The organism is Bradyrhizobium sp. USDA 241 (genome assembly GCF_049739505.1).
Classification (GTDB): Bacteria; Pseudomonadota; Alphaproteobacteria; order Rhizobiales; family Xanthobacteraceae; genus Bradyrhizobium; species Bradyrhizobium liaoningense.
In genome coordinates this window covers 1,285,923-1,309,015 of sequence record NZ_JBMGPZ010000004.1, presented here as the reverse complement: position 1 = coordinate 1,309,015, position 23,093 = coordinate 1,285,923, and the positions used below count along the sequence as shown (strand labels likewise).

22 protein-coding genes are annotated in these 23,093 nt (G+C 64.8%); 11 read left to right on the top strand and 11 right to left on the bottom strand.

The genetic code is table 11. The features are described 5' to 3' along the window. Positions 1-51 precede the first annotated feature (51 nt). Genes ABIF91_RS15990 through ABIF91_RS15980 form a run of 3 tightly spaced genes read left to right on the top strand, consistent with a single transcriptional unit; the run spans position 52 to position 2,837 of the window. The gene (locus ABIF91_RS15990) at positions 52-813 is read left to right on the top strand and encodes an SDR family oxidoreductase (RefSeq protein WP_085966266.1); all 762 of its coding nucleotides are present in this window, start codon (positions 52-54) and stop codon (positions 811-813) included. 58 nt (positions 814-871) lie between these two features. Next, entirely contained in the window at positions 872-2,272 is a 1,401-nt protein-coding gene (gene lpdA, locus ABIF91_RS15985; RefSeq protein WP_028177726.1) for a dihydrolipoyl dehydrogenase, read from the top strand. Positions 2,273-2,306: 34 nt separating this feature from the next. After that, positions 2,307-2,837 carry a hypothetical protein gene (locus tag ABIF91_RS15980; RefSeq protein ID WP_028177725.1) on the top strand — a complete coding sequence of 177 codons (531 nt, stop codon included), beginning with the start codon at positions 2,307-2,309 and terminating at the stop codon, positions 2,835-2,837. A 177-nt stretch (positions 2,838-3,014) separates the two neighbouring features. Here ABIF91_RS15980 and ABIF91_RS15975 read toward each other — a convergent pair whose 3' ends face one another. Both ABIF91_RS15975 and ABIF91_RS15970 read right to left on the bottom strand, forming a co-directional pair. Next, positions 3,015-3,608: a DUF4337 domain-containing protein gene (locus ABIF91_RS15975; protein WP_028177724.1), complete on the bottom strand. Its 594-nt coding sequence runs from the start codon at positions 3,606-3,608 to the stop codon at positions 3,015-3,017. An 84-nt stretch (positions 3,609-3,692) separates the two neighbouring features. Further along, complete coding sequence (locus tag ABIF91_RS15970; protein ID WP_028177723.1) at positions 3,693-4,658, bottom strand: tyrosine recombinase XerC; 966 nt, start codon at positions 4,656-4,658, stop codon at positions 3,693-3,695. Between the two features lie 111 nt (positions 4,659-4,769). Here ABIF91_RS15970 and ABIF91_RS15965 point away from each other — a divergent pair, with 111 nt between their 5' ends. After that, positions 4,770-6,977 carry a primosomal protein N' gene (locus tag ABIF91_RS15965; protein WP_028177722.1) on the top strand — a complete coding sequence of 736 codons (2,208 nt, stop codon included), beginning with the start codon at positions 4,770-4,772 and terminating at the stop codon, positions 6,975-6,977. 230 nt (positions 6,978-7,207) lie between these two features. Here ABIF91_RS15965 and ABIF91_RS15960 read toward each other — a convergent pair whose 3' ends face one another. Beyond that, positions 7,208-7,708 (bottom strand): septal ring lytic transglycosylase RlpA family protein, encoded by a 501-nt coding sequence (locus ABIF91_RS15960; protein WP_028177721.1) that lies wholly within the window; start codon positions 7,706-7,708, stop codon positions 7,208-7,210. 650 nt (positions 7,709-8,358) lie between these two features. Here ABIF91_RS15960 and ABIF91_RS15955 point away from each other — a divergent pair. From ABIF91_RS15955 to ABIF91_RS15935, 5 genes are all read left to right on the top strand, one after another. Next, positions 8,359-8,919 (top strand): F0F1 ATP synthase subunit delta, encoded by a 561-nt coding sequence (locus ABIF91_RS15955; protein WP_028177720.1) that lies wholly within the window; start codon positions 8,359-8,361, stop codon positions 8,917-8,919. Next, the gene (atpA, locus tag ABIF91_RS15950) at positions 8,919-10,448 is read left to right on the top strand and encodes a F0F1 ATP synthase subunit alpha (RefSeq protein ID WP_028177719.1); all 1,530 of its coding nucleotides are present in this window, start codon (positions 8,919-8,921) and stop codon (positions 10,446-10,448) included. The genes ABIF91_RS15955 and atpA overlap by 1 nt, the downstream gene beginning before the upstream one ends. Positions 10,449-10,598: 150 nt before the next feature. After that, positions 10,599-11,471, top strand: a complete 873-nt coding sequence (locus ABIF91_RS15945) for a F0F1 ATP synthase subunit gamma (RefSeq protein WP_028177718.1) — start codon at positions 10,599-10,601, stop codon at positions 11,469-11,471. Positions 11,472-11,638: 167 nt separating this feature from the next. Further along, positions 11,639-13,072 (top strand): F0F1 ATP synthase subunit beta, encoded by a 1,434-nt coding sequence (atpD, locus tag ABIF91_RS15940; protein WP_028177717.1) that lies wholly within the window; start codon positions 11,639-11,641, stop codon positions 13,070-13,072. A gap of 87 nt (positions 13,073-13,159) precedes the next feature. Further along, entirely contained in the window at positions 13,160-13,567 is a 408-nt protein-coding gene (locus tag ABIF91_RS15935; RefSeq protein WP_028177716.1) for a F0F1 ATP synthase subunit epsilon, read from the top strand. A gap of 171 nt (positions 13,568-13,738) precedes the next feature. On the opposite strand, the gene ABIF91_RS15930 is transcribed toward ABIF91_RS15935, so the two are convergent. The 3 genes from ABIF91_RS15930 to ABIF91_RS15920 all read right to left on the bottom strand — a co-directional run bounded on the left by ABIF91_RS15930 (position 13,739) and on the right by ABIF91_RS15920 (position 16,139). Further along, entirely contained in the window at positions 13,739-14,239 is a 501-nt protein-coding gene (locus ABIF91_RS15930; RefSeq protein WP_028177715.1) for an RNA pyrophosphohydrolase, read from the bottom strand. Between the two features lie 180 nt (positions 14,240-14,419). Next, positions 14,420-14,926, bottom strand: coding sequence for an RNA pyrophosphohydrolase (locus tag ABIF91_RS15925; RefSeq protein WP_028177714.1), 507 nt, complete (start codon positions 14,924-14,926; stop codon positions 14,420-14,422). Between the two features lie 76 nt (positions 14,927-15,002). Beyond that, on the bottom strand, positions 15,003-16,139 hold the full coding sequence (locus tag ABIF91_RS15920; protein WP_245285430.1) for a divergent polysaccharide deacetylase family protein: 1,137 nt from the start codon (positions 16,137-16,139) through the stop codon (positions 15,003-15,005). 147 nt (positions 16,140-16,286) lie between these two features. On the opposite strand from ABIF91_RS15920, the gene istA reads away from it, so the two are divergent. Then, positions 16,287-18,044 carry an IS21-like element IS1631 family transposase gene (gene istA / locus ABIF91_RS15915; RefSeq protein WP_424579105.1) on the top strand — a complete coding sequence of 586 codons (1,758 nt, stop codon included), beginning with the start codon at positions 16,287-16,289 and terminating at the stop codon, positions 18,042-18,044. Positions 18,045-18,048: 4 nt separating this feature from the next. Next, positions 18,049-18,816: an IS21-like element IS1631 family helper ATPase IstB gene (gene istB / locus ABIF91_RS15910; protein WP_038952109.1), complete on the top strand. Its 768-nt coding sequence runs from the start codon at positions 18,049-18,051 to the stop codon at positions 18,814-18,816. Here istB and ABIF91_RS15905 read toward each other — a convergent pair. From ABIF91_RS15905 to hslV, 5 genes are all read right to left on the bottom strand, one after another. Continuing rightward, on the bottom strand, positions 18,813-19,745 hold the full coding sequence (locus ABIF91_RS15905) for a hypothetical protein (RefSeq protein ID WP_245285500.1): 933 nt from the start codon (positions 19,743-19,745) through the stop codon (positions 18,813-18,815). The genes istB and ABIF91_RS15905 overlap by 4 nt on opposite strands. Before the next feature lie 192 nt (positions 19,746-19,937). Next, positions 19,938-21,242, bottom strand: coding sequence for an ATP-dependent protease ATPase subunit HslU (hslU, locus tag ABIF91_RS15900; RefSeq protein WP_028180751.1), 1,305 nt, complete (start codon positions 21,240-21,242; stop codon positions 19,938-19,940). Positions 21,243-21,291: 49 nt separating this feature from the next. Then, positions 21,292-21,909 (bottom strand): DUF2585 domain-containing protein, encoded by a 618-nt coding sequence (locus ABIF91_RS15895; protein ID WP_028180750.1) that lies wholly within the window; start codon positions 21,907-21,909, stop codon positions 21,292-21,294. Beyond that, a complete protein-coding gene (locus ABIF91_RS15890) occupies positions 21,906-22,388 on the bottom strand; it encodes a GNAT family N-acetyltransferase (RefSeq protein ID WP_028180749.1) in 483 nt (160 codons plus the stop codon). Before ABIF91_RS15890 ends, ABIF91_RS15895 begins: the two co-directional genes overlap by 4 nt. A 3-nt stretch (positions 22,389-22,391) precedes the next feature. Further along, positions 22,392-22,952, bottom strand: coding sequence for an ATP-dependent protease subunit HslV (gene hslV / locus ABIF91_RS15885; protein ID WP_028180748.1), 561 nt, complete (start codon positions 22,950-22,952; stop codon positions 22,392-22,394). Positions 22,953-23,093 lie beyond the last annotated feature (141 nt).

Genomic DNA, 23,093 nt, shown 5'->3' with positions numbered 1-23,093 from the left:
CTGTCGCTTTGCGAGCGCCGTCGCGATCAACGCGGCGGCGCGTGTCGAACCATGGAGGTGCGCGTGACCGATAAAGTCGTTGTCATCACCGGCGGCAGCCGCGGCATCGGGCGGGCGACCGCGATTGCGGCGGCCGCGCGCGGCTATCGCGTCGTGGTCGGCTATGCCAGCAACAAGAAGGCGGCCGACGAGGTGGTCGCGCAGATCGAGGCCGCCAACGGCAAGGCCATCGCGGTGAAATGCGATGTCGCCGAGGAAAGCGACATCCTCGCCCTGTTCAAGGAAGCTGACAAGCTGGGCACGCTTGGCGCGCTCGTCAACAATGGCGGCATCGTCGGCAAGAGCGGCGTGCGGGTCGACGAGATGTCGGCCGAGCGCATCCAGCGCGTGATGGCGGTGAACGTGACCGGCTCCATCCTCTGCGCGCGCGAAGCCATCAAGCGGATGTCGACCAGGCACGGCGGCGAGGGCGGCGTCATCGTCAACCTCTCGTCCGTTGCTGCCAGGCTCGGCGCACCCAACACTTATGTCGATTACGCCGCGTCCAAGGGCGCGGTGGATTCGTTCACCGTCGGCCTCGGCTACGAGGTCGCGGGCGAAGGCATTCGCGTTGCCGCCATCCGCCCCGGCCTGATCGACACCGAGATCCACGCCGCCGGCGGCGAGCCGGACCGCGCCCATCGTCTGGCCCATATGGTGCCGATGAAGCGCGTCGGCACCGCCGAGGAAATCGCCAATGCCATCGTCTGGCTGATGTCGGACGAGGCCTCCTACGTCACCTCAGCCATTCTCGATGTGTCCGGCGGACGCTGACGCGCCGCGCGGACGCTGACACATCCTCATCACGCCAAACCTCACGGGACTTTCTCTCATGGCTACCTACGATCTCGTCGTCATCGGCACCGGACCGGGCGGTTATGTCTGCGCGGTGCGCGCAGCGCAGCTCGGCATGAAAGTCGCCGTGGTCGAAAAGAACGCCACGCTCGGCGGCACCTGCCTCAATGTCGGCTGCATGCCGTCGAAGGCGCTGCTGCACGCCTCCGAGATGTTCGAGGAAGCCGGCCATTCCTTCGCCAAGATGGGCGTGAGCGTTTCCGCGCCGAAGCTCGATCTGCCGGCGATGATGAACTTCAAGCAGCAGGGCATTGACGGCAACGTCAAGGGCGTCGAGTTCCTGATGAAGAAGAACAAGATCGACGTGCTCAAGGGCACCGGCAAGATCCTCGGCACCGGCAAGGTCGAAATCTCCGCCGACGGCAAGTCGCAGACGATCGAGACCAAGAACATCGTGATCGCCACCGGCTCCGACATCGCGCGCCTCAAGGGCATCGAGATCGACGAGAAGCGCATCGTCTCCTCGACCGGCGCGCTGTCGCTGGACAAGGTCCCCGGCAAGCTCCTGATCGTCGGCGCCGGCGTGATCGGCCTCGAGCTCGGCTCGGTCTGGCATCGTCTCGGCGCCGAAGTCGTCGTCGTCGAATTCCTCGATCGCATCCTGCCCGGCATGGACGGCGAGATCGCCAAGCAATTCCAGCGCATCCTCGAGAAGCAGGGCTTTGCGTTCAAGCTGGGGGCCAAGGTCACCGCGGTCGATACCTCGGGCAAGACGCTGAAGGCGACCATCGAGCCCGCTGCCGGCGGTTCGGCCGAGACGCTGGAAGCCGACGTCGTGCTCGTCAGCATCGGCCGCGTGCCCTACACCGACGGTCTCGGCCTGAAGGAAGCCGGCGTGGCGCTCGACGCGCGCGGCCGCGTGCAGATCGATCCGCATTTCGCCACCAGCCTCAAGGGCGTCTACGCCATCGGCGATGTGGTCGCGGGCCCGATGCTCGCGCACAAGGCCGAGGATGAAGGCGTTGCAGTCGCGGAGATCATCGCCGGACAAGCCGGCCACGTGAACTACGATGTCATCCCGGGCGTCGTGTATACCACGCCGGAAGTGTCCTCCGTCGGCAAGACCGAGGAGGAGCTGAAGCAGGCCGGCATCGGTTACACCGTCGGAAAGTTTCCGTTCACCGCCAATGGCCGCTCCAAGGTCAACCAGACCACTGACGGCTTTGTGAAGATTCTCGCAGATGCGAAGACCGATCGCGTGCTCGGCGTGCACATCATCGGCCGCGAAGCCGGCGAAATGATCCATGAAGCCTGCGTTCTCATGGAATTCGGCGGCAGTGCGGAGGATCTCGCGCGCACCTGCCACGCCCATCCGACCCGCTCGGAGGCCGTCAAGGAAGCCGCGCTTGCGGTCGGCAAGCGGGCCATCCATATGTAGGCACGCGCCCAGCATCGAATCGGGCGGGAAACACATGCTACGCCGCCTCCTTCAACCGGTCTGGGTCCTGCTTGCGATCATCTTCCTGATCGAAGCCTGGCTGTGGGACCATCTCGAGCCGATCGTTGCCAAGGTCGTCGCAGCCATCCCGCTGGCGCGGTTCAAGCATTGGCTGACGGAGCGCGTCAATGCGCTGTCGCCCGCCATGACGCTGATCGTGTTCGCGGTCCCCATCGTCCCGCTGTTTCCGCTCAAGCTGGTCGGCCTCTGGCTGCTCGCGCACGAATACTGGACCAGCGCGGTCTTCATGATCGTGTTCGCAAAGCTGATCGGCGTCGGCGTCACCGCCTTCGTGTTCGACGTGACGCGCCACAAGCTGCTGGAGATGCACTGGTTCGAGCGGATCTATGATCTGGTGCTGAAGGTGCGCGCCAAGGCCGCCGAACTGGTCGATCCGATCAAGCGCCGCATCCGCGAGCTGATCGCCGGCGACGGCGAGGGGTGGTCCTCCCGCACGCTCCGCCTGATCCAGCGTTTCCGCAAGAGCGTGCATCAGGCGCGCTGAGCGCCGCGGCGTGTTCGGTGTTCGCCACACACTCGCTGTCATCGCCCGGCCTGACCGGGCGATCCACTATTCCAGAGACGTCAATCGAATACGGAGAAGCCGCGGCGTACTGGATACCCCGGTCAAGCCGGGGCATGACACTGTCTTTGTGGCGTTCAAGCCACATGGCTAAATCCCTCAATGCAAATGCAGGAAATGCGGCCACCACAGGCCGAGCGCGGTCATGAAGAGACCGGCGATCGTCAGCACGCCGCTGACATAGGCGAGCGCGAGCATGCCGGTGATGATGGTGGCCGAGGCCAGCACGATGCCGATCTGGAAGGCGGCCGACGCCAGCTCGAAGTGGTGGTACTTCGCGGTCGCCTCGTCGCGCGCATGCTCGGCGTGCTTGGCCTTCTCCGCGAGCTGCTCGGTGCCTTCGCCGGTCTCCGGCTCGGAGCGGTAGCGCTGCGCGGTCTTGGTCCAGTCGTCGATCTGCTTCTGCACGGCCGGCTTCATGGCGGCGTCGTCGGCCAGCGAACCCAGCGTCAGCTTGCCCTGCTCGGCCGCGGTAATCACCACGGTGCGGCGGATGCTTTTGGCCTGGAAGAACGCCCAGAGATTGGCGGCCTCGACGTTCTTGCTGATCGATTCGGTCTGGGCGCCCTTGCCGAGCGTCTCCGAGATCGCCAGGAACAGCGCCAGCACCGCGATCAGGAGCGCGATCTTCTTGTTCGAGCCGGACGCGTGTTCGGCGTGCTCGGCGTGCTCCATGCTTTCATGTGCGCCCATCATGTCTCTCCTGTCTCGGTTCCCCACGATTTGACCGAACCGTGGACGCCGCGCAAGAGGCACGCGAGCTATGACGAGAGTGTGTCAGCGCCGCGGATGCGCGCTCGCATAGACTTCCAGCAACCGCTCGGAATCGATGCCGGTGTAGACCTGCGTGGTCGAGAGCGAGGAATGGCCGAGCAACTCCTGGATGGCGCGCAGGTCGCCGCCGCGCGAGAGCAGATGCGTGGCGAAGGAATGGCGGAGCGCGTGCGGCGTGGCGCTGTCGGGAAGTCCCAGCGCGCCGCGCAGCCGCTCCATCGCGAGCTGGATGATGCGCGGGCTCAAGGGCCCGCCGCGCGCGCCGACGAAGATCGGCCCCTCCGCGGGTAGCGGATACGGGCACATCGAAACGTACTCCTGCACCAGCTCCAGCACGTTTTGCAGCACCGGCACCATCCGGGCCTTGTTGCCTTTGCCGGTGACGACGAGCACGTCGCCTTCGCCGGGACGCGGCACCTCGCGGCGCTTCAGGCCGAGCGCTTCGGAGATGCGCAGGCCCGAGCCATACAGCAGCGCCATCACCGCCGCGTCGCGCGCCAGGATCCAGGTCTCGCGGTCCTCGCCGGCGCGCTCGTCGGCGTCGGCCAGGCGTTTTGCGGAGGCCATCGGCAGCGGCTTCGGCAGGCTCTTCGCAACCTTTGGCGCGCGGATCGCGGAGAGCGCGCCGACCTTGCCCTTCCCCTCGCGTTCGAGAAAACGGCCGAACGAGCGCAGGCCCGCCAGCGCGCGCATCAGGCTGCGTCCGGCAATGTCGTCGGCCCTGCGCATCGCCATGAACGCGCGGACGTCGGTGGCCTCCAGCGCTGCGAAGCGCGCCAGCGTGACGCGCTCGCCCCAATGATTGCTGAGGAAATCCAGGCACTGCCGCAAGTCGCGGCCATAGGCCTCCAGCGTCTTCGGCGACAGCCGCCGCTCGGCGCCGAGATGCGACAGCCAGCGTGCCATCTCCAGCGCGATCGAGGGATCGGCGCTGGCGAGCTCGATTCTTGGGGCAGCCGCTTTGCTCATGCGCTCTGGACGTGGTGATTCCGCACAGTATATCGCATCACACTCGTTTATCGTTCGCTAAGGCCGGCCCGCGGCGCTAGCCTGAAGTCCCCGAGTTCCGATTCTCCACCCATGGATCACACACCGCGCAGCCCCGCCTCCGCCCACGCGACCGGCATGGTCGATGTGCTGGTGCCGGTCGCGCTCGACCAGACCTATTCCTACAAGGTGCCGCGCGGGATGGAGCTGAAGGCGGGCGATCTCGTCGGCGTGCCGCTCGGGGCCCGCGAGGTGCTGGCGGTGGTCTGGGGCGAGAACGCCAATCCCGATCCGCGCCTGCACAATCGCCTCAAGGAGGTCAGCGAGAAGCTCGACATCCCGCCGCTGAAGCCCGAGCTGCGCTCGGTGGTCGACTGGGTCGCCAATTACACGCTGAGTCCGCGCGGCATGGTGCTACGCATGTGCCTGCGCATGGGCGAGAACCTCGGCCCGGAGCGGGTGCGCGCCGGCGTTCGCCTGGTCGGCGATCCCCCGAAGCGCCTGACGCCGGCACGGCAGCGGGTGATCGCGGTGCTGTCCGACCGGCTGCTGCACGGCAAGTCCGAGGCAGCCAAGGAAGCGGGCGTCTCCTCAGGCGTGATCGACGGCCTCGTCGACGAAGGCACGCTCACGGTCGAGCCGATGCCGCCGCCCCCGCCGCCGCCCGCGCCAGATCCTGATTTCGGCCGGCCGGATTTCTCGCCGCTGCAGCGTGCCGGTGTGGATGCGATGCGCGCGCTCGCGGCCAACGGCACCTTTCACGTCGCGCTGCTCGACGGTGTCACCGGCTCGGGCAAGACCGAGGTCTATTTCGAAGCCGTGGCCGAGGTGATCCGTCGCGGAAAGCAGTCGCTGATCCTGATGCCGGAGATCGCGCTGACCGGCCAGTTCCTCGACCGCTTCGCGCAGCGCTTTGGCGTGCGGCCGCTCGAATGGCATTCCGAACTCACCCCGCGCACCCGCGCGCGCAATTGGGCCGCGATCTCCGAAGGTTCAGCGCCGGTCGTGGTCGGCGCGCGCTCGGCGCTGTTTCTGCCCTATGCCAATCTCGGCCTCATTATCGTCGATGAAGAGCACGACCAGGCCTACAAGCAGGACGACGGCGTGCATTACCACGCCCGCGACATGGCGGTGGTGCGCGCGCATATCGCCAGGATTCCGGTCGTGCTGGCCTCCGCGACGCCTTCGGTGGAGTCCGAGGTCAACGCGCGCAAGAGCCGCTACCAGCGCATCGCGCTGCCCTCGCGCTTCGGCGGCCAGCACATGCCGCATATCGAGGCGATCGATCTGCGCCGCGAGCCGCCCGCGCGCGGCCGCTTCATCTCGCCGCGACTTGCGGGCGAGATCAGAATCGCGATCGAGCGGCGCGAGCAGGCGCTGCTGTTCCTCAACCGCCGCGGCTATGCACCGCTGACCTTGTGCCGTGCCTGCGGCCATCGCTTCGCCTGCACCATCTGCGATGCCTGGCTGGTCGATCATCGCTTCCGCCAGCGCCTCGTCTGTCATCATTGCGGCTTCTCGATGCCGCGCCCGCACATCTGTCCGAACTGTTCGGCCGAGGAATCGCTGGTCGCGGTCGGGCCCGGCGTCGAGCGCCTGCAGGAGGAGGCGGCGGCGCTGTTCCCGGAAGCGCGCACCATGGTGCTGTCCAGCGATCTCATCACCTCGATCGAGACGATGCGCTCGGAGCTCGCCGAAATCGCGGAGGGTCGCGTCGACATCATCATCGGCACGCAGCTCGTCGCAAAAGGCCACAATTTCCCGCGGCTCAATCTGGTCGGCGTGGTCGATGCGGATCTTGGCCTCAGCAACGGCGATCCGCGCGCCGCGGAGCGCACCTGGCAATTGCTCAACCAGGTGATCGGCCGCGCCGGACGCGAGCAGGGCCGCGGCGTCGGCTACCTCCAGACCCACCAGCCCGATCATCCCGTGATGAAGGCGCTGATCGCCTGCGACCGCGAGGCCTTCTACGACAGCGAGATCGAGCTGCGCGAGAAGACGCTCTATCCGCCGTTCGGCCGGCTCGCGAGCCTGATCATCTCGGCAGGCGACCGCCCGAGCGCGGAAGGTTTCGGCCGCAAGCTCGTCGCGCTGGCGCCGCGCGACGAACGCGTGGTGGTGCTGGGGCCGGCGGAAGCGCCGCTCGCCGTCATCAAAGGCCGCTATCGCTTCCGCATCCTGGTGAAATCGGCGCGCGGCTTCGATCTGTCGGATTATCTGCGCAGCTGGCTCGCCGTGTGCCCGAAGCCATCAGGCAATCTCAAGCTCGAAGTGGACGTCGATCCGCAGAGCTTTTTGTAAGCGCCACCGTCACCAAATGCTTGGTCGTCATTCCGGGGCGCGACGAAGTCGCGAGCCCGGAATCCATTCCTCCACCAACTCTGTCGCGCGATGGATTCCGGGGCTCGCTGCGCGCGCCCCGGAATGACGGCAAAAAAAGCCCGCGGTCCCCCAAGACCACGGGCTTGTCTCACGCGCGCAGCAAACTGATGGAAACTGCGCGTGCGAGGAGAGGCGCTTGAAGCGCCCCTTTAGGAGACGACTTCCGCGGTGACGCGGCCGACGCCGGCACCGGTGAGGCCGATGGCGCGGGCAGCGCCGGTGGAGAGGTCGAGGACACGGCCGCGAATGAACGGACCGCGGTCATTGATGGTGACGACCACGCTCTGGCCGCGATGGGTGACACGCAGCTTGGTGCCGAACGGCAGCGAACGGTGCGCCGCGGTCATGGCGTTCTGGTTGAAGCGCTGGCCCGACGCCGTCCGGCTGCCGGACTCGTTGCCGTAAAAGGAAGCCATGCCGGAGAAGCTGTGGCTCGTGCCGGAGGTCGGCGTCATCGACGCATTGGCGTTGCGCCAATCGGAGGTCGCGTTGGTGTCGGTCTGGGCGTGGTGGCGGTGATGATGATGCCGGTGATGCCGGGATTTGGCGGAAGCTTCGGTGGCGGTTCCACCGATGAGAAGGGTTGCGGCGACGAAAGCGAGCGCCGTGCGCGGCCGGGTCACAAAGCCCAGCGTCTTCAAAGACAGCATTTACTGGTCCCTAAGCTAGTATTGCCACATATGTGGCTAGTGGAGCCCCCATCAGTTTGTGAGCGGGTTGGCGTTTCGATTCCCAATGAGGCGTGAATTGGGCAGTAAATTGAGTATGTTTCGTCATGAAACATCTTGTCACCGTTGTCCGATAATCAGCGGATGTTCCGTAATCTTCGGCTTTAACGATTCATTAACCTCATTATTACTTCGTAATACTGTAAAGCGAAGTGATTGTTTCGATTGTTCAGAATTCGGTAAGTATTCGGCCGGTGGAACCAGCCACTCCGGAATCGCGCCTCAGCGATCCGTGTTCATGGCCGCTATGCGCTGGGGGCAGGAACCAACCGCGGGAATGCTCCCGGCAATTTCCGTGGCGCGGGAGGTCATCGGTCCGAACGCGTCAGCGCCGCCCTCGCGGTGTCGTCCGCTGCGACGAACTGGCGGGAGAGCCGCGTGCCTTTAATTTGGCGTCATGTTGCACGTGCGCGCCTGCTATGTTAGCAAAGCCGCGATTTTAACGAGCCCGGCACCTCCCGTGCTGGTCGAAAATCGAAGTCCCGCTTGAATTCCAAGGGCTTGGATCGCTAGGCGCCGCTTCGTGGCGACGGTTTTTCCCTTGCGAGTTTGACAGCAAAAAGAGCGCGTCTGTGGCTGCAGAAGATACGTCCGTTTCCGGTGTGTCCGGCCGTTATGCAACGGCCTTGTTTGAACTGGCCCGCGACCAGAAAGTGGTCGACGAGGTCAAAGCCGATCTCGACAAATTCGATGCCTTGCTGAACGAAAGCGCGGATCTCAAGCGCCTCGTCCGCAGCCCGGTGTTCGCGGCCGAGGCCCAGTCTCGGGCCCTCTCGGCCGTGCTGGCCAAGGCCGGCATCGCCGGCATCTCCGCCAACTTCCTCAAGGTGCTGACCGCCAACCGCCGCCTGTTCGTGGTGGCCGACGTCATTCGCGGCTACCGCGCCCTCGTCGCCAAGTTCAAGGGCGAGACGACGGCCGACGTCACCGTGGCGGAAGCGCTCTCGGACAAGAATCTCGATGCCCTCAAGGTTGCCCTGAAGTCGGTGACCGGCAAGGACGTCGCGCTGAACGTGAAAGTCGATCCCTCGATCATCGGTGGCCTCGTCGTCAAGCTGGGCAGCCGCATGGTGGATGGTTCGCTTCGCACCAAACTCAATTCGATCAAGCACGCGATGAAAGAGGCAGGCTGATGGACATCCGCGCCGCGGAAATTTCCGCGATCCTGAAGGACCAGATCAAGAATTTCGGCCAGGAAGCTGAAGTCTCCGAAGTCGGACAGGTTCTGTCCGTCGGCGACGGTATCGCCCGCGTCTACGGTCTGGACAACGTCCAGGCCGGTGAAATGGTCGAGTTCGAGAACGGCACCCGCGGCATGGCGCTGAACCTCGAAACCGACAACGTCGGCGTCGTTATTTTCGGTGCCGACCGCGAGATCAAGGAAGGCCAGACCGTCAAGCGCACCCGCGCCATCGTGGACGCGCCCGTCGGCAAGGGGCTGCTCGGCCGCGTCGTCGACGCGCTCGGCAACCCGATCGACGGCAAGGGTCCGATCCAGGCCGAGAAGCGCATGCGCGTCGACGTCAAGGCGCCCGGCATCATTCCGCGCAAGTCGGTGAGCGAGCCGATGGCGACCGGCCTCAAGGCCATCGACGCCCTGATCCCGATCGGCCGCGGCCAGCGCGAGCTGATCATCGGCGACCGCCAGACCGGCAAGACCGCGATCGCGCTCGACACCATCCTGAACCAGAAGCCACTCAACGCGCAGCCCGACGAGAACATCAAGCTGTACTGCGTCTACGTCGCCGTCGGCCAGAAGCGTTCGACCGTCGCCCAGTTCGTGAAGGTGCTGGAAGAGCAGGGCGCGCTCGAATATTCGATCGTTGTCGCCGCCACCGCCTCCGATCCGGCGCCGATGCAGTACATCGCGCCGTTCACCGGCTGCACCATGGGCGAGTACTTCCGCGACAACGGCATGCACGCGGTCATCATCTATGACGACCTCTCCAAGCAGGCTGTCGCCTACCGCCAGATGTCGCTGCTGCTGCGCCGCCCGCCGGGCCGCGAAGCCTATCCGGGCGACGTGTTCTATCTGCACTCCCGCCTGCTCGAGCGCGCGGCGAAGCTGAACAAGGACCAGGGCTCGGGCTCGCTGACCGCGCTGCCGGTCATCGAAACCCAGGCCAACGACGTGTCGGCCTACATCCCGACCAACGTCATCTCGATCACCGACGGCCAGATCTTCCTGGAAACCGACCTGTTCTTCCAGGGTATCCGTCCTGCCGTGAACGTCGGTCTGTCGGTGTCGCGCGTCGGCTCCTCGGCGCAGACCAAGGCCACCAAGAAGGTCGCCGGCAAGATCAAAGGCGAGCTCGCGCAGTACCGCGAAATGGCGGCGTTCGCGCAGTTCGGCTCCGACCTCGACGCCTCGACCCAGCGTCTGCTCAACCGCGGTTCGCGCCTCACCGAGCTCCTGAAGCAGCCGCAGTTCTCGCCGCTGAAGATGGAAGAGCAGGTCTGCGTGATCTGGGCCGGCACCAACGGCTATCTCGATCCGCTGCCGCTCAACAAGGTGCGCGCTTTCGAGGACGGCCTGCTCTCGCTGCTGCGCGGCAAGCACGTCGACATCCTCAACACGATCCGCGACAGCCGCGACCTCGCCGACGACACCGCTGCCAAGCTGAAGTCGGTGGTCGAAGGTTTCGCGAAGAGCTTCGCTTAAGAAACAACCGTCATGGCCGGGCTTGTCCCGGCCATCCACGTCTATTGGCGTGGAAGACGGGACGTGGATGCCCGGGACGAGCCCGGGCATGACGACTGGGATAGGCTAGTGGCTTGGCCGTAATGGTCGAACCGCCGGGGTGAACGAAGAATGGCGTCACTTAAAGACATGCGCGTCCGCATCGCCTCCACCAAGGCGACGCAAAAGATCACCAGGGCCATGCAGATGGTCGCAGCCTCGAAGCTGCGCCGTGCGCAGACCGCCGCGGAAGCGGCGCGTCCCTATGCCGACAAGATGAGCGCGGTGATCTCCAACATCGCCAGCGCCGCCGCGGGCTCGCCCGGCGCGCCGGTTCTGCTGGCCGGCACCGGCAGGGACCAGGTTCATCTGCTGCTGGTCTGCACCGGCGAGCGCGGCCTGTCCGGCGCCTTCAATTCCTCGATCGTGCGCCTGGCGCGCGAACGTGCCCTGGCGCTGATGGCGCAGGGCAAGGACGTGAAATTCTTCTGCGTCGGCCGCAAGGGCTACGAGCAGCTCCGCCGCCAGTTCGACAAGCAGATCGTCGAGCATCTGGATCTGCGCAGCGTCCGCCAGCTCGGCTTCGTCAATGCCGAGGACATCGCCAAGAAGGTCCTGGCGCGTTTCGAGAACGGCGAGTTCGACGTCTGCACGCTGTTCTATTCGCGCTTCAAGTCGGTGATCGCGCAGATCCCGACCGCCCAGCAGGTGATCCCGCTGGTCGTCGAGGAGAGCGCTGCTGCGAGCACCACGTCCTACGAATACGAGCCGGAAGAGGACGAGATCCTCACCCGCCTTCTGCCGCGCAACCTCGCCGTCCAGATCTTCCGCGCGCTGCTCGAGAACAACGCTTCGTTCTATGGTGCGCAGATGAGCGCGATGGACAACGCGACGCGCAACGCCGGTGAAATGATCCGCAAGCAGACGCTGGTCTACAACCGCACGCGTCAGGCGCAGATCACCAAGGAACTGATCGAAATCATCTCGGGCGCCGAGGCCGTCTGATCAAGGCGCGTCGGTACCCATCACACGCAACATCCCGGTCAAGTTGACCGTGGTCTACCGAGCATGATCCGGGAAAGTGGAAACCGGTTTTCCCGAAGATCATGCTCAAAAGTGAAACTAGCTCATGATCCGATCATGAGCTGAATTCGGATCGAAGGAGACATTCAATGGCAGCCCAGGTCGGTCGCGTCACCCAGGTCATCGGCGCCGTCGTCGACGTGCAGTTCGAAGGCCACCTCCCGGCCATTCTCAACTCGCTCGAGACCAAGAACGGCGGCAACCGGCTGGTGCTCGAAGTCGCCCAGCATCTCGGTGAATCCACGGTGCGCACGATCGCGATGGACACCACCGAAGGTCTCGTCCGCGGCCAGGAAGTGAGCGACACCGGCGCGCCGATCCGCGTTCCCGTCGGCGAAGGTACGCTCGGCCGCATCATCAACGTCATCGGCGAGCCGATCGACGAAGCCGGTCCGGTCAAGTCGGAAGGCCTGCGCGCCATCCACCAGGAGGCACCGAGCTACACCGACCAGTCGACCGAGGCAGAAATTCTCGTCACCGGCATCAAGGTCGTCGACCTGCTCGCTCCCTACGCCAAGGGCGGCAAGATCGGCCTGTTCGGCGGCGCCGGCGTCGGCAAGACCGTGCTGATTCAGGAACTGATCAACAACGTCGCGAAGGCGCACGGCGGCTACTCCGTCTTCGCCGGTGTCGGCGAGCGTACCCGCGAGGGCAACGACCTCTATCACGAGTTCATCGAGTCCAAGGTCAACGCCGATCCGAAGAATCCGGATCCGAGCGTGAAGTCGAAGTGCGCGCTGGTGTTCGGCCAGATGAACGAGCCGCCGGGCGCCCGTGCCCGCGTCGCGCTCACCGGTCTCACCATCGCGGAAGACTTCCGCGACAAGGGCCAGGACGTGCTGTTCTTCGTCGACAACATCTTCCGCTTCACCCAGGCCGGCTCGGAAGTGTCGGCGCTGCTCGGCCGTATTCCGAGCGCCGTGGGTTATCAGCCGACGCTCGCCACCGACATGGGCGCGCTGCAGGAGCGCATCACCACCACGCAGAAGGGCTCGATCACCTCGGTGCAGGCCATCTACGTTCCGGCCGACGACTTGACCGACCCGGCGCCGGCGACCTCGTTCGCGCATCTTGACGCGACCACCACGCTGTCGCGCTCGATCGCCGAAAAGGGCATCTACCCGGCGGTGGACCCGCTCGACTCGACCTCGCGCATGCTCTCCCCGCTGGTCGTCGGCGAGGAGCACTACGCGGTCGCCCGTCAGGTCCAGCAGGTGCTGCAGCGCTACAAGGCGCTCCAGGACATCATCGCCATTCTCGGCATGGACGAGCTTTCGGAAGAGGACAAGCTGACGGTGGCCCGCGCCCGCAAGGTCGAGCGCTTCATGTCGCAGCCGTTCCACGTCGCCGAAATCTTCACGGGATCGCCGGGCAAGTTCGTCGAGCTCGCCGACACCATCAAGGGCTTCAAGGGCCTGGTCGAAGGCAAGTACGATCACCTGCCGGAAGCCGCCTTCTACATGGTCGGGACCATTGAAGAAGCCGTCGAGAAGGGCAAGAAGCTCGCCGCTGAAGCGGCTTAAGAGGCGAATGGCGAATGGGGAGTAGCGAATAGTCCGCTGCTCCCGACCGCCACTCGCTATTCGCCACTCGCTATTCGCAGGTTTCCCATGGCCACCTTCCACTTCGATCTCGTCTCTCCGGAAAAGCTCGCCTTCTCAGGCGAGGTCGATCAAGTCGACATCCCCGGCGTCGAGGGTGATTTCGGCGTGCTGGCCGGACATGCGCCGGTCGTGGCCGCGATCCGCCCGGGCATTCTCACCATCACCAGCGGCGGCAGGCACGAGAAGGTCATCGTGCTCGGTGGCATCGCTGAGGTCTCCGACAAGGGCCTGACCGTGCTCGCCGACGTCGCGACGTCGCTGGCCGAGCTCGACCGTGCCCAGTTCGCCGAGACGATTGCGGAGATGGAAGAGGGACTGAAGGAGCACGAAGGCGGCGAGCTTGATCACGCCATCGAGCGGCTCGACCACTTCAAGAGCATCCAGCAGCAGCTCAGCTCCACGGCTATGCACTAAGCCCCGGGGCACCGCTCCGGGGCTCAAGCCTGGAATTCCTGAACAGGATCAGCGCTCGTCACCACCGTGGCGGGCGCTGAAACCTTGTTGCGGGATCGCTGGAGCTGCCGCCGATTTTATCGCGATGTATCAAACACTTCGCTACTGTGCATGGGGTTGTTTTAGCGGTTTTCAGTTTCCGAACACCGCAAACTCTCGCGCCACGGCGCGATACACATCGCGGCGGAACGGCACCACGAGATCGGCGACGCGGTCGAGACGCTCCCAGCGCCAGGCGTCGAACTCGGCGGGCTGGCCGTTTCGCGGTGTCAGCGGATCGATCTCGTCGTCGCGGCCGGTGAAGCGCAGCGCGAACCATTTCTGGCGCTGGCCTCGGAACTTCGCCAGCCGGTGCGTCTGCGGCCCGTCGTAAGGCGGGAATTCGTAGGTGAACCAGTCGGTCTCGCCGAGATAGTCGGCGCTGACCACGCTGGTCTCCTCCCAGAGCTCGCGCATCGCCGCATCGCGCAGGTTCTCACCCTCGTCGACGCCGCCCTGCGGCATCTGCCAGTCGAGCCCCGGCAGGATGATCTCCGGCCCATCGCCCTTGAAGCGGTGTCCGATCAGCACACGGCCGCCAGCATTGAACAGGGCGATGCCCACGTTGGGACGGTAGGGCTTTTCATTGGTCATCTTTGTCATTCCGGGGCGCGCGGAGCGCGAGCTCCGATGCGCAATTGCGCATCTGAGAATCCATAACCACAGGCAGTCGACGGTTGGAAGCTCGTAGTGATATTCGGCCCACCACTGCCGCCTGGGGTTATGGATCCCCGCCTTCGCGGGGATGACGAGCGAGGGTGGAGCGACAGTGGATCATTCATCCGCCAGCGCAGAAAATTCCTTCACCACGCGCTCATAGACCGGGCGCTTGAAGGGGATGATCAACCCAGGGAGATTCTTCATCGATTCCCAGCGCCAGCTCACGAATTCCGCCTTGTGGCCGCCACCGCCGGGCTTCTCGACGTTGATCTCGCTGTCCTTGCCGGTGAAACGCACCGCGTACCATTTCTGGCGCTGGCCGCGGTAGCGGCCCTTCCAGGCGCGCCCTGCAACCGTGCGTGGAATGTCGTAAGTGAGCCAGTCCGGGACCTCGCCGAGCCGCTCGACCGAGCGTACGCTGGTCTCCTCGTAGAGCTCGCGCTTGGCGGCTTCCCAGGTGTCCTCGCCGGGGTCGACGCCGCCCTGCGGCATCTGCCAGACATGGGTGTCGTCGACATGCTCGATGCCGCCGGCGCGGCGGCCGATGAACACCAGTCCCTTTGGATTGAGCAGCATCACACCGACGCAGGTCCGGTAGGGCAGATCCTCGTAACGCGCCATTCCGCCAGACCTCTCGCATGCCTCAGGTCCGGCTTGATGCGGCCCCGCGGGAGCCGTGCCGTACCAATTCGTTGATTTAGCTGGATTTTGATTTCAGCATCGCGGTTGTCAATGGCACCAAAAGGATACCTCGGTCGCCCAATGTCTTGGTCCAGGCGCCGATGCGCTCGATCGAGACGGGCAGGGCGGAGGCCGTTCCGACAGCGATGCCGCGTTCGCGTGCGGTCGCTTCGAGCTTGTTGAGGGCGCGGTCGATCTCGGTCGGCGTCGGCACCACGTCGATGGGGATGTCGCCCTTGCCGAAGGGCATGGCCTGGTTCGCCGCGGCCTGGGGCGCGATGCTGCGCGGCGAGGAGCCGTCGTCGAAGAAGCCGAGGCCGCGCTTGGCGGCCTCGCGGATGATCGGCTGCATCGCCGGCTCGGTCGCGATGAATCGCGCGCCCATGAAATTGGTGAGGCCGGCATAGCCCTGCATCCGGCTCAGGTGCCAATAGAGACGGTCCATGTTCTGGTCGGGGCTGAGCGAGGTCAGCAGCGTCTGCGGTCCCGGGTCGTTGTCGGGGAAGTCATAGGGCTCCATCGGGATCTGGAGGAAGATCTCGTGGTGCTGCGCACGGGCCCGCTCGGCGAGCTTGCCGGGGTCGGCGCCATAGGGCGTGAAGGCCAGCGTCACTGCCGGCGGCAACTTCATGATCGCGTCGGTGGTCTTGGCGGCGCCGACGCCGAGGCCGCCGATCACGATCGCCACCACGGGCATCTTGGCAGCCTTGGCGCGGTCGGCGTCCGCCGCATAGACGTTGAACGGCTTCAGCCCGTCAGCGGCCACCGGGATCATGCCGTAGCGCGATTTCTCCAAGAGCTTCGGATTGATCCCGGCCATGACGGAGGGCGTGGCGTTTGCCGCCTCGCCTTTGTCGGCGGCATCGCCACCGCCGATCACCACGTCGTGGCGGGCGCCGGTCGAGCCGTCGATCATGGTGATGGTCTTCTGCTCACCGGGGGCGGCCTGCTTCGGCGCCTCCTTGGTCTCGTGCTTGCCCTCTGGCTTGCTCTCCGAGCCGTGGCCGGAGGCCGCCGGCTTCTCGTCCGTGGCATCGGGAGCGCGGATCGCGATCCGGGTCATCGGCTCGCCGCCGAGCGGATCCTTGTTGAAGATGGCGAAGCCGGCAAAGGTGAGGAGGAAAAGTCCGAGCAGGACGGCAAGCAGCTGCATGGCCGTGAACGGCAGCCGCAGCCGGCGTTTCCGGCGCGGCCCCCGTGGGTCGGTCAAAATCCCCCGGGTATGGTCACTTGAAACTCCCCCACCTGATGATCGCCGTCAGCGCCGCTGAACAGCAGTAGCCGGTCAGGCAGGACGTTTATGTTCGACCCCTTTAGCCAGCAAGGGGCCGGGGAGTTGAACGTCTTGAAGCGACATCTGCAAAGCACCGTACTTACATTACTTGATCGCAACACCAGCCAGCGCGAGATTCACCGGCTGACGGGTGTCGATCGCAAGACGATCCGGCGTTATCAGGCGCTGCGGGCCGGTGCGGAGGCAAATTCCCCCGGGGAAGTGACCACCGGCTCGGTGAGCGCGGACGGCCAAATTCCTCCACCCCGACCACCGGCTTTTGGGACATCGGAAGCGACGGTCACCAGCAGCCTGGCCCGTTCGGCTTGCGAAGCGCATCGGACGTGGATCGAAGAACAGGTCCGGCTGAAGCGGAACGCGCAGGCGATTTACCAGGACCTGGTTGATCAATTTGGCTTTCCGTCCAGCTACCAGAGTGTCAAGCGGTTTGTGCGCCGGTTGCGGCACGCTGATCCTGAGCAGTTTGATCGTCTTGAGTTCCTCCCCGGCGAGGAAGCTCAGGTCGACTATGGCGAGGGCGCGCCGACGGTTGATCCGAAGAGCGGGCGGTACCGTCGTCCCCGCCTGTTCGTGATGACGCTACGCTACTCGCGGCGCAGCTTCCGGCGGGTAGTCTGGAAGTCCAGCCAACAAGTCTGGGCGCAGCTCCACGAAGAGGCGTTCCGGTATTTTGGCGGGGTCCCCAGCTATGTCGTGCTCGACAACCTGAAGGAAGGCGTCCTCAAGCCGGATTTGTACGAGCCCCAGCTCAACCCGATTTACAGCGCGATGCTGGCTCATTACGCCGTGGTCGCCGATCCCGCGCGCGTGGCCGATCCAAATCGGAAAGGATGCGTCGAGAATGCGATTCAACATACCCAGGGCACTGCGCTGGCCGGACGGCGCTTCGAGACGCTGGAGGCGCAAAACGAGTTCTTGAGGCACTGGGAGGAGAACTGGGCTTCCAAACGCATCCACGGCAGCACGCGCCGTCAGGTCGAGGCGATGTTCCAGGAAGAGAAGCCGCACCTGCGGCCGCTGCCTGTCGCTCCCTTCCGCATCTTCACCGAAGTCGTCCGGACTGTCTGCGACGACACCGCCGTACGCGTCGACAACAGCTATTACGCCGCGCGGCCCGCGCCGATCGGCAGCCAGGTCGTCGTGCGCATCTACACCACCACGATCGAGATCCGTGATCGCCACACCCGTGCGCTGCTGCGTGTTCATTCCCGGATGGCGCACCCCGGTTCTGTCGTCCTGCCGACCAGCGAACGGCCGTTCAACCCGTCGCGGCAAACCGCCGTGCTGCTGGCGAGCGCCGAGCGCATCGGACCGCAGACCAGGGCCTTGTGCCAGCAGGTGTTCGACACCGAAGGGCGCCCCGGACAGCGCGCGATGTGGGGCATTGTCGGGCTGGGCCGGAAGTATCCGGCGCGGCTGGTCGAGCAGGCCTGCGCGCACGCCATCGACAACCGCATCTACCGCTACAAGCACGTGCGTGCGACCGTCGAGCGGTTGTTCGAACAGGCGATCGAGCAGGTTGGAGTGACGCCACAGCCGGCATCGCCGCTCACCCAGGATCATCCGCTGATCCGTACCCCCGCGGAATACGGCGACCTCTTCAGCCGCGCTGTGCGGCGCGACGCCGACGACAATGGTCGGCAGGCCGAGGCTCACGACGATCACGCCACGGCAATCCGCGCTCGTGTCGCCTGCGCAACCCCGGCCAACTCCGGCGCCACGAGCGCTCCCGCTGCACCTTCTCACCTTAAACTGGAGACCTAGCCACATGATGACCATGCCGGAAATTGAGCGTTGCCTACGACAGCTGCGCCTGTCGGGTGTCCGCGACACGCTGCAGACGCGCGTGCTCCAGGCGCAGGGCGCCAACCAGCCCTTCCTCGAGACCTTCTCCCTTATCCTGCAGGATGAACTGGACCGTCGTCAGTCCCGTCTTATCGAGCGGCGATACCAGCAATCCGGGCTCGACGAAAAGCTGACGCTCGCCGAGTTCGACTGGTCCTTCAATCCCAAACTGCCACGTCAGACCTGCTTCCAGCTCCACACCCTGGCGTTCATTGCCGCTGGCGAGAACGCTCTGCTTGTTGGCAAACCTGGCACCGGGAAGTCGCACATCGCCAAGGCGATTGCCTATCAGGCGATCCTGCAAAGCCACAAGGTCCAGTATCTTGAGACCGACGACTTCTTCCACCGCTACGCCCTGAACTCTCCGGCACAACGCGAGGTCCGGCTGCGAACCATCATCGACTGCGATCTCCTCGTGCTGGACGATCTATTCCTCGCACGCGCCATCCCCGACGACGCCGGCACTTTGCTGCAGACCCTGATCCATCAGCGTTACAAACTGCGCCGCAGCGTCATCGTCACCTCCAATCGCGTCGTGCAGGATTGGGGGGCATACCTTGGGGACAACACTATGAGCACGACGATCCTCGATCGCCTTATGCATCATTGCCATCTGCTTGAGTTCGACGGACGCAGCTATCGGCTCAAAGAAGCCGCTGAAGCTCTTGCCCGGGAAACAAACTCAAACTAACAGTCCCTTGTCCTGCCTCGCGGGTGGAGGAATTTGACTGACCACACCCGGAGGAATTTGAAGTGACCCGCGGGGATCAGGTTCGCAAGATAGCGCCACAGCGGCGTGTGCAGCCAGATCAGCAGGACGAATACGGGCACGCCGAGAATGTTGTGCGGCAGGCGGCCCCAGGTGTCGGCAACCTCCTTCGCCAGCGGCTGGTACCAGATGTAGGCGAATTGCAGCAGGTCGGTGCGGGACGGATTGGCCATCCGCGTTTTGAGATACGCGACGAAGTCCGCCTCCGGGATCGGCATCGTTCCGAGAAACTGCGCGGCGAGGAACAGCGCGGAGACCAGGGCGAGGGCGACGATGCCGAACGCGACGTCGGCGCGATTGCAGCCGTGGGAAAGGTAGTGCCGGATCACGACGATGGTGATGATGGTCGGCACATACATCAAGAGATGGATGTGGTGAATCAGCACGAGAACGATCGCTAACAGCGCGGCCGTGGCAACGAACAGCAGCGAGCCTGAGGGTATCAGCAGCAGGATGATCGCCAGCGCACAGCCATAGATGTCGAAATGGCCGAGCGTGTGCATGAAGTTCTTCAGGAAGAACGGCGAGCCCGCAGTGAAGACGAACAGCGGCAGCGTCCTCGCGGTGAAGCCGAAGGCCTTCTGAAACAGCCTTGCGTAAAGCGCTGATGTCACCAGCCACGTCGTCCCGCCGAGGGCGAACACAAGCCAGACCGGCACCTTGTCGGTGAAGAGGGCGACGACGGCACCGATCAGCGCGCGCTTGATGAAGCCGAAATGATAGTCGACGAGGAGGTGGATGTAGGGGACGTAAGGCGGCAGCTGGATCTTGTGGATGAAGACGCCAACGATGACCGCCGCGTTGATCGCGAGCAGAAGCCGCCAGGGATTTTGCAGGATGCGTACGGTCACGCCCCACCCGAACTGGTGAGAGCAACCTCCGCTGTCGTCCCGGGCAAGCGAAGCGCGACCTGGGACCCATAACCACAGGCGGTCGTTTGTGCCGGGATCGGAGCCGCCATCTGCTTCAACAAGGACCGCTGGTGGTCATGGGTCCCTGCTTTCGCAGGGACGACCGCGGATAGATAGCGGACTGAACCAAAATTACAAAATGAACCGGCTCAGATCCGCGTTCTTGGCGAGGTCCCCGACGTGCTTCTGCACGAAGTCCGCATCCACCTTGATCGTCTCGCCGCTGCGGTCGGGGGCGGTGAACGAGATGTCGTCCAGCACCCGCTCCATCACGGTCTGGAGCCGCCGTGCGCCGATGTTCTCGACCGTGGAGTTGACGGCCACGGCGACGTCGGCAAGCGCGTCGATTGCGCCGTCGGTGATGTCGAGCGTCACGCCCTCGGTCTGCATCAGCGCGATATATTGCTTGATCAGCGAGGCCTCGGGCTCGGTCAGGATGCGGCGCATGTCGTCGCGGGTCAGCGCCTGCAATTCGACGCGGATCGGCAGGCGGCCCTGCAATTCCGGCAGCAGGTCGGACGGCTTGGCGACGTGGAACGCGCCGGATGCAATGAACAGGATGTGGTCGGTCTTGACCGCACCGTGCTTGGTTGAGACCGTGGTGCCTTCGATCAGCGGCAAGAGATCGCGCTGCACGCCCTCGCGCGAGACGTCGCCGCCGACGCGGCCGTCGCGCGCGCAGATCTTGTCGATCTCGTCCAGGAACACGATGCCGTTGTTCTCGACCGCGCTGATCGCCTCCAGCGTCAGCTGCTCGGTGTCCAGCAGCTTGTCGGATTCCTCGTTGACGAGGATCTCGTGCGAGCTCTCGACCGTGAGCCGCCGCGTCTTGCTGCGTCCCCCCAACTTGCCGAAAATGTCGCCGAGCGAGATCGCGCCCATTTGCGCGCCCGGCATGCCCGGGATCTCGAACATCGGCATGCCGCCGCCGGACGATTGCGTCTCGATCTCGATTTCCTTGTCGTTGAGCTCGCCGGCGCGCAGCTTCTTGCGGAAGGATTCGCGCGTCGCCGAGCTCGCATTGGCGCCGACCAAGGCATCGAGCACGCGCTCCTCGGCGGCGAGCTGGGCACGCGCCTGCACGTCCTTGCGCTTCTTCTCGCGTACCTGGGCGATCGCGACCTCGACGAGGTCGCGCACGATCTGCTCGACGTCGCGGCCGACATAGCCGACCTCGGTGAATTTCGTCGCTTCCACCTTCAGGAACGGCGCGTTCGCGAGCTTGGCGAGCCGTCGCGCGATTTCCGTCTTGCCGACGCCGGTGGGGCCGATCATCAGGATGTTCTTCGGCAGAACCTCCTCCCGCAAGGAGCCGGAGAGCTGCTGCCGCCGCCAGCGGTTGCGCAGCGCGATCGAGACGGCGCGTTTGGCGTCGCCCTGGCCGACGATGAAACGGTCGAGTTCGGAAACGATTTCGCGGGGAGAGAAGTCTGTCATGTGTGCTTAGCTAGGGTCAGATGCGGGCCGGGACAAGCCGGATTTCAGGTCAGATGATCGGCGGCCCCGATTGCCATTGTTTCACGGCCTCGATCGGATGGATCAGCATCAGGATGTTGAGCGTCAGATTGTCGCGAATGTGGAGCGCCAGCATGATCTCGAAGGCGATGCCGAGCAGGACGGTCGCTGTGACCGGCAGCACGCGTGCGGCCAGGAACCCCAGGATCATGGCCAGATTGTCCGAGACCGAATTGACGATGCTGTCGCCGTAATAATCCAGCGAGATCGTGCCGGCGCGATAGCGCTCGATGATGAACGGTGAGTTCTCGACGATCTCCCAGGCTCCCTCGATCAGCATGGCGACGATCAGCCGGGCCGGCCAGGACAAGGGCAGGAACGGCAGCCGTGCGAACAGCAGCCAGGTCAGGCCGTAGAACAGGAAGCCGTGCAGCACGTGCGAAAAACTGTACCAGTCGGCGATCTGCTGGGAATTTTCCGAGCTGTTCACCACCCCATGCCAGAGCTTGATGGTGCCGCAGGTGCAGATCGGCACGCGCCCCATCGCAAGCAGGATCGAGGCCTGCAGCGCCAGCAGCAGCAGCGCGATGCCGACCCAGGCGAGCGGCGGAAATGCGGTCTTGGCGGTGGGGGTCACGGCGAGCGTCATGGGTCTCGGATCATCAGGAGTGCCGGACCGTCGGGCGTGACGATGATATGCTGCGGCAAAAATCCGGCCTTCTCATAGGCACGGATCGCACGGGTATTGGCGGGATTCGGATCAATCACGATGCGCGGCACGCCGCGCACGAAGAGCTCCTCGATGAACGCGCGGATGAAAGCGGAGCCGTGGCCGCATCCGAGCATGTCGGCCTCGCCGATGAACTGATCGAGGCCGCGTGTTCCTGTCGGCTGCGGACCGAAGCTGAGGTGCCATTCGCCGAGCTGGTAGCACTGCAGATACGCCAAGGCCTGCCCGTCCTTGCTGACGATGAACTGCGCCAGGTCAGGGTGATCGAGGTCGCCGCCGACGAATTCAAGCGTCTCCGGATCATGCCACCATTCGGCGACATGCGGTGCGTCCAGCCACCGCCGGATCAGCGGCATGTCGGCCCTGGTCATCGGGCGGAAGGTGTAGGCATGCGCCATGGCCTAGCCCGTCGCCAGGCTTTCGATCGTCACATTCCGGTTGGTGTAGACGCAGATGTCGGCGGCGATGTCGAGGGAGCGGCGGACGATGGTCTCGGCGTCCTTGTCGGTGTCGAGCAGGGCCCGTGCCGCCGCAAGGGCATAGTTGCCGCCGGAGCCGATCGCCATCACGCCCGCCTCGGGCTCGAGCACGTCGCCGGTGCCCGTCAGCACCAGGGAGACGTCCTTGTCGGCGACGATCATCATGGCCTCCAGCCGCCGCAGATAGCGGTCCGTGCGCCAGTCCTTGGCGAGCTCGACCGCGGCCCGGGTCAGCTGTCCCGGATATTGCTCGAGTTTGGCTTCCAGCCGCTCGAAGAGCGTGAAGGCGTCGGCGGTCGCGCCGGCAAAGCCCCCGATCACGTCGCCCTTGCCGAGCTTGCGGACCTTCCTGGCATTGGACTTGATCACGGTCTGGCCGATCGAGACCTGGCCGTCGCCGCCGACCACCACTTTGCCGCCCTTGCGGACCGTCAAGATCGTGGTGCCGTGCCAGACCGGCGAGCTGTTCTGGGAAGCCTGCATGGATGATCCTCGTTGTCCGGCCTGATTTAGGCGGTCGGGGCAAAGGGCACAACCTGGGCACAACGGGCCGTTCCGGCCCTAGATTTCGCTCACCATAGGCGGAAGTGCCGGCCTGCCGAAGCGTTCCCGCAGTAGCGAAGC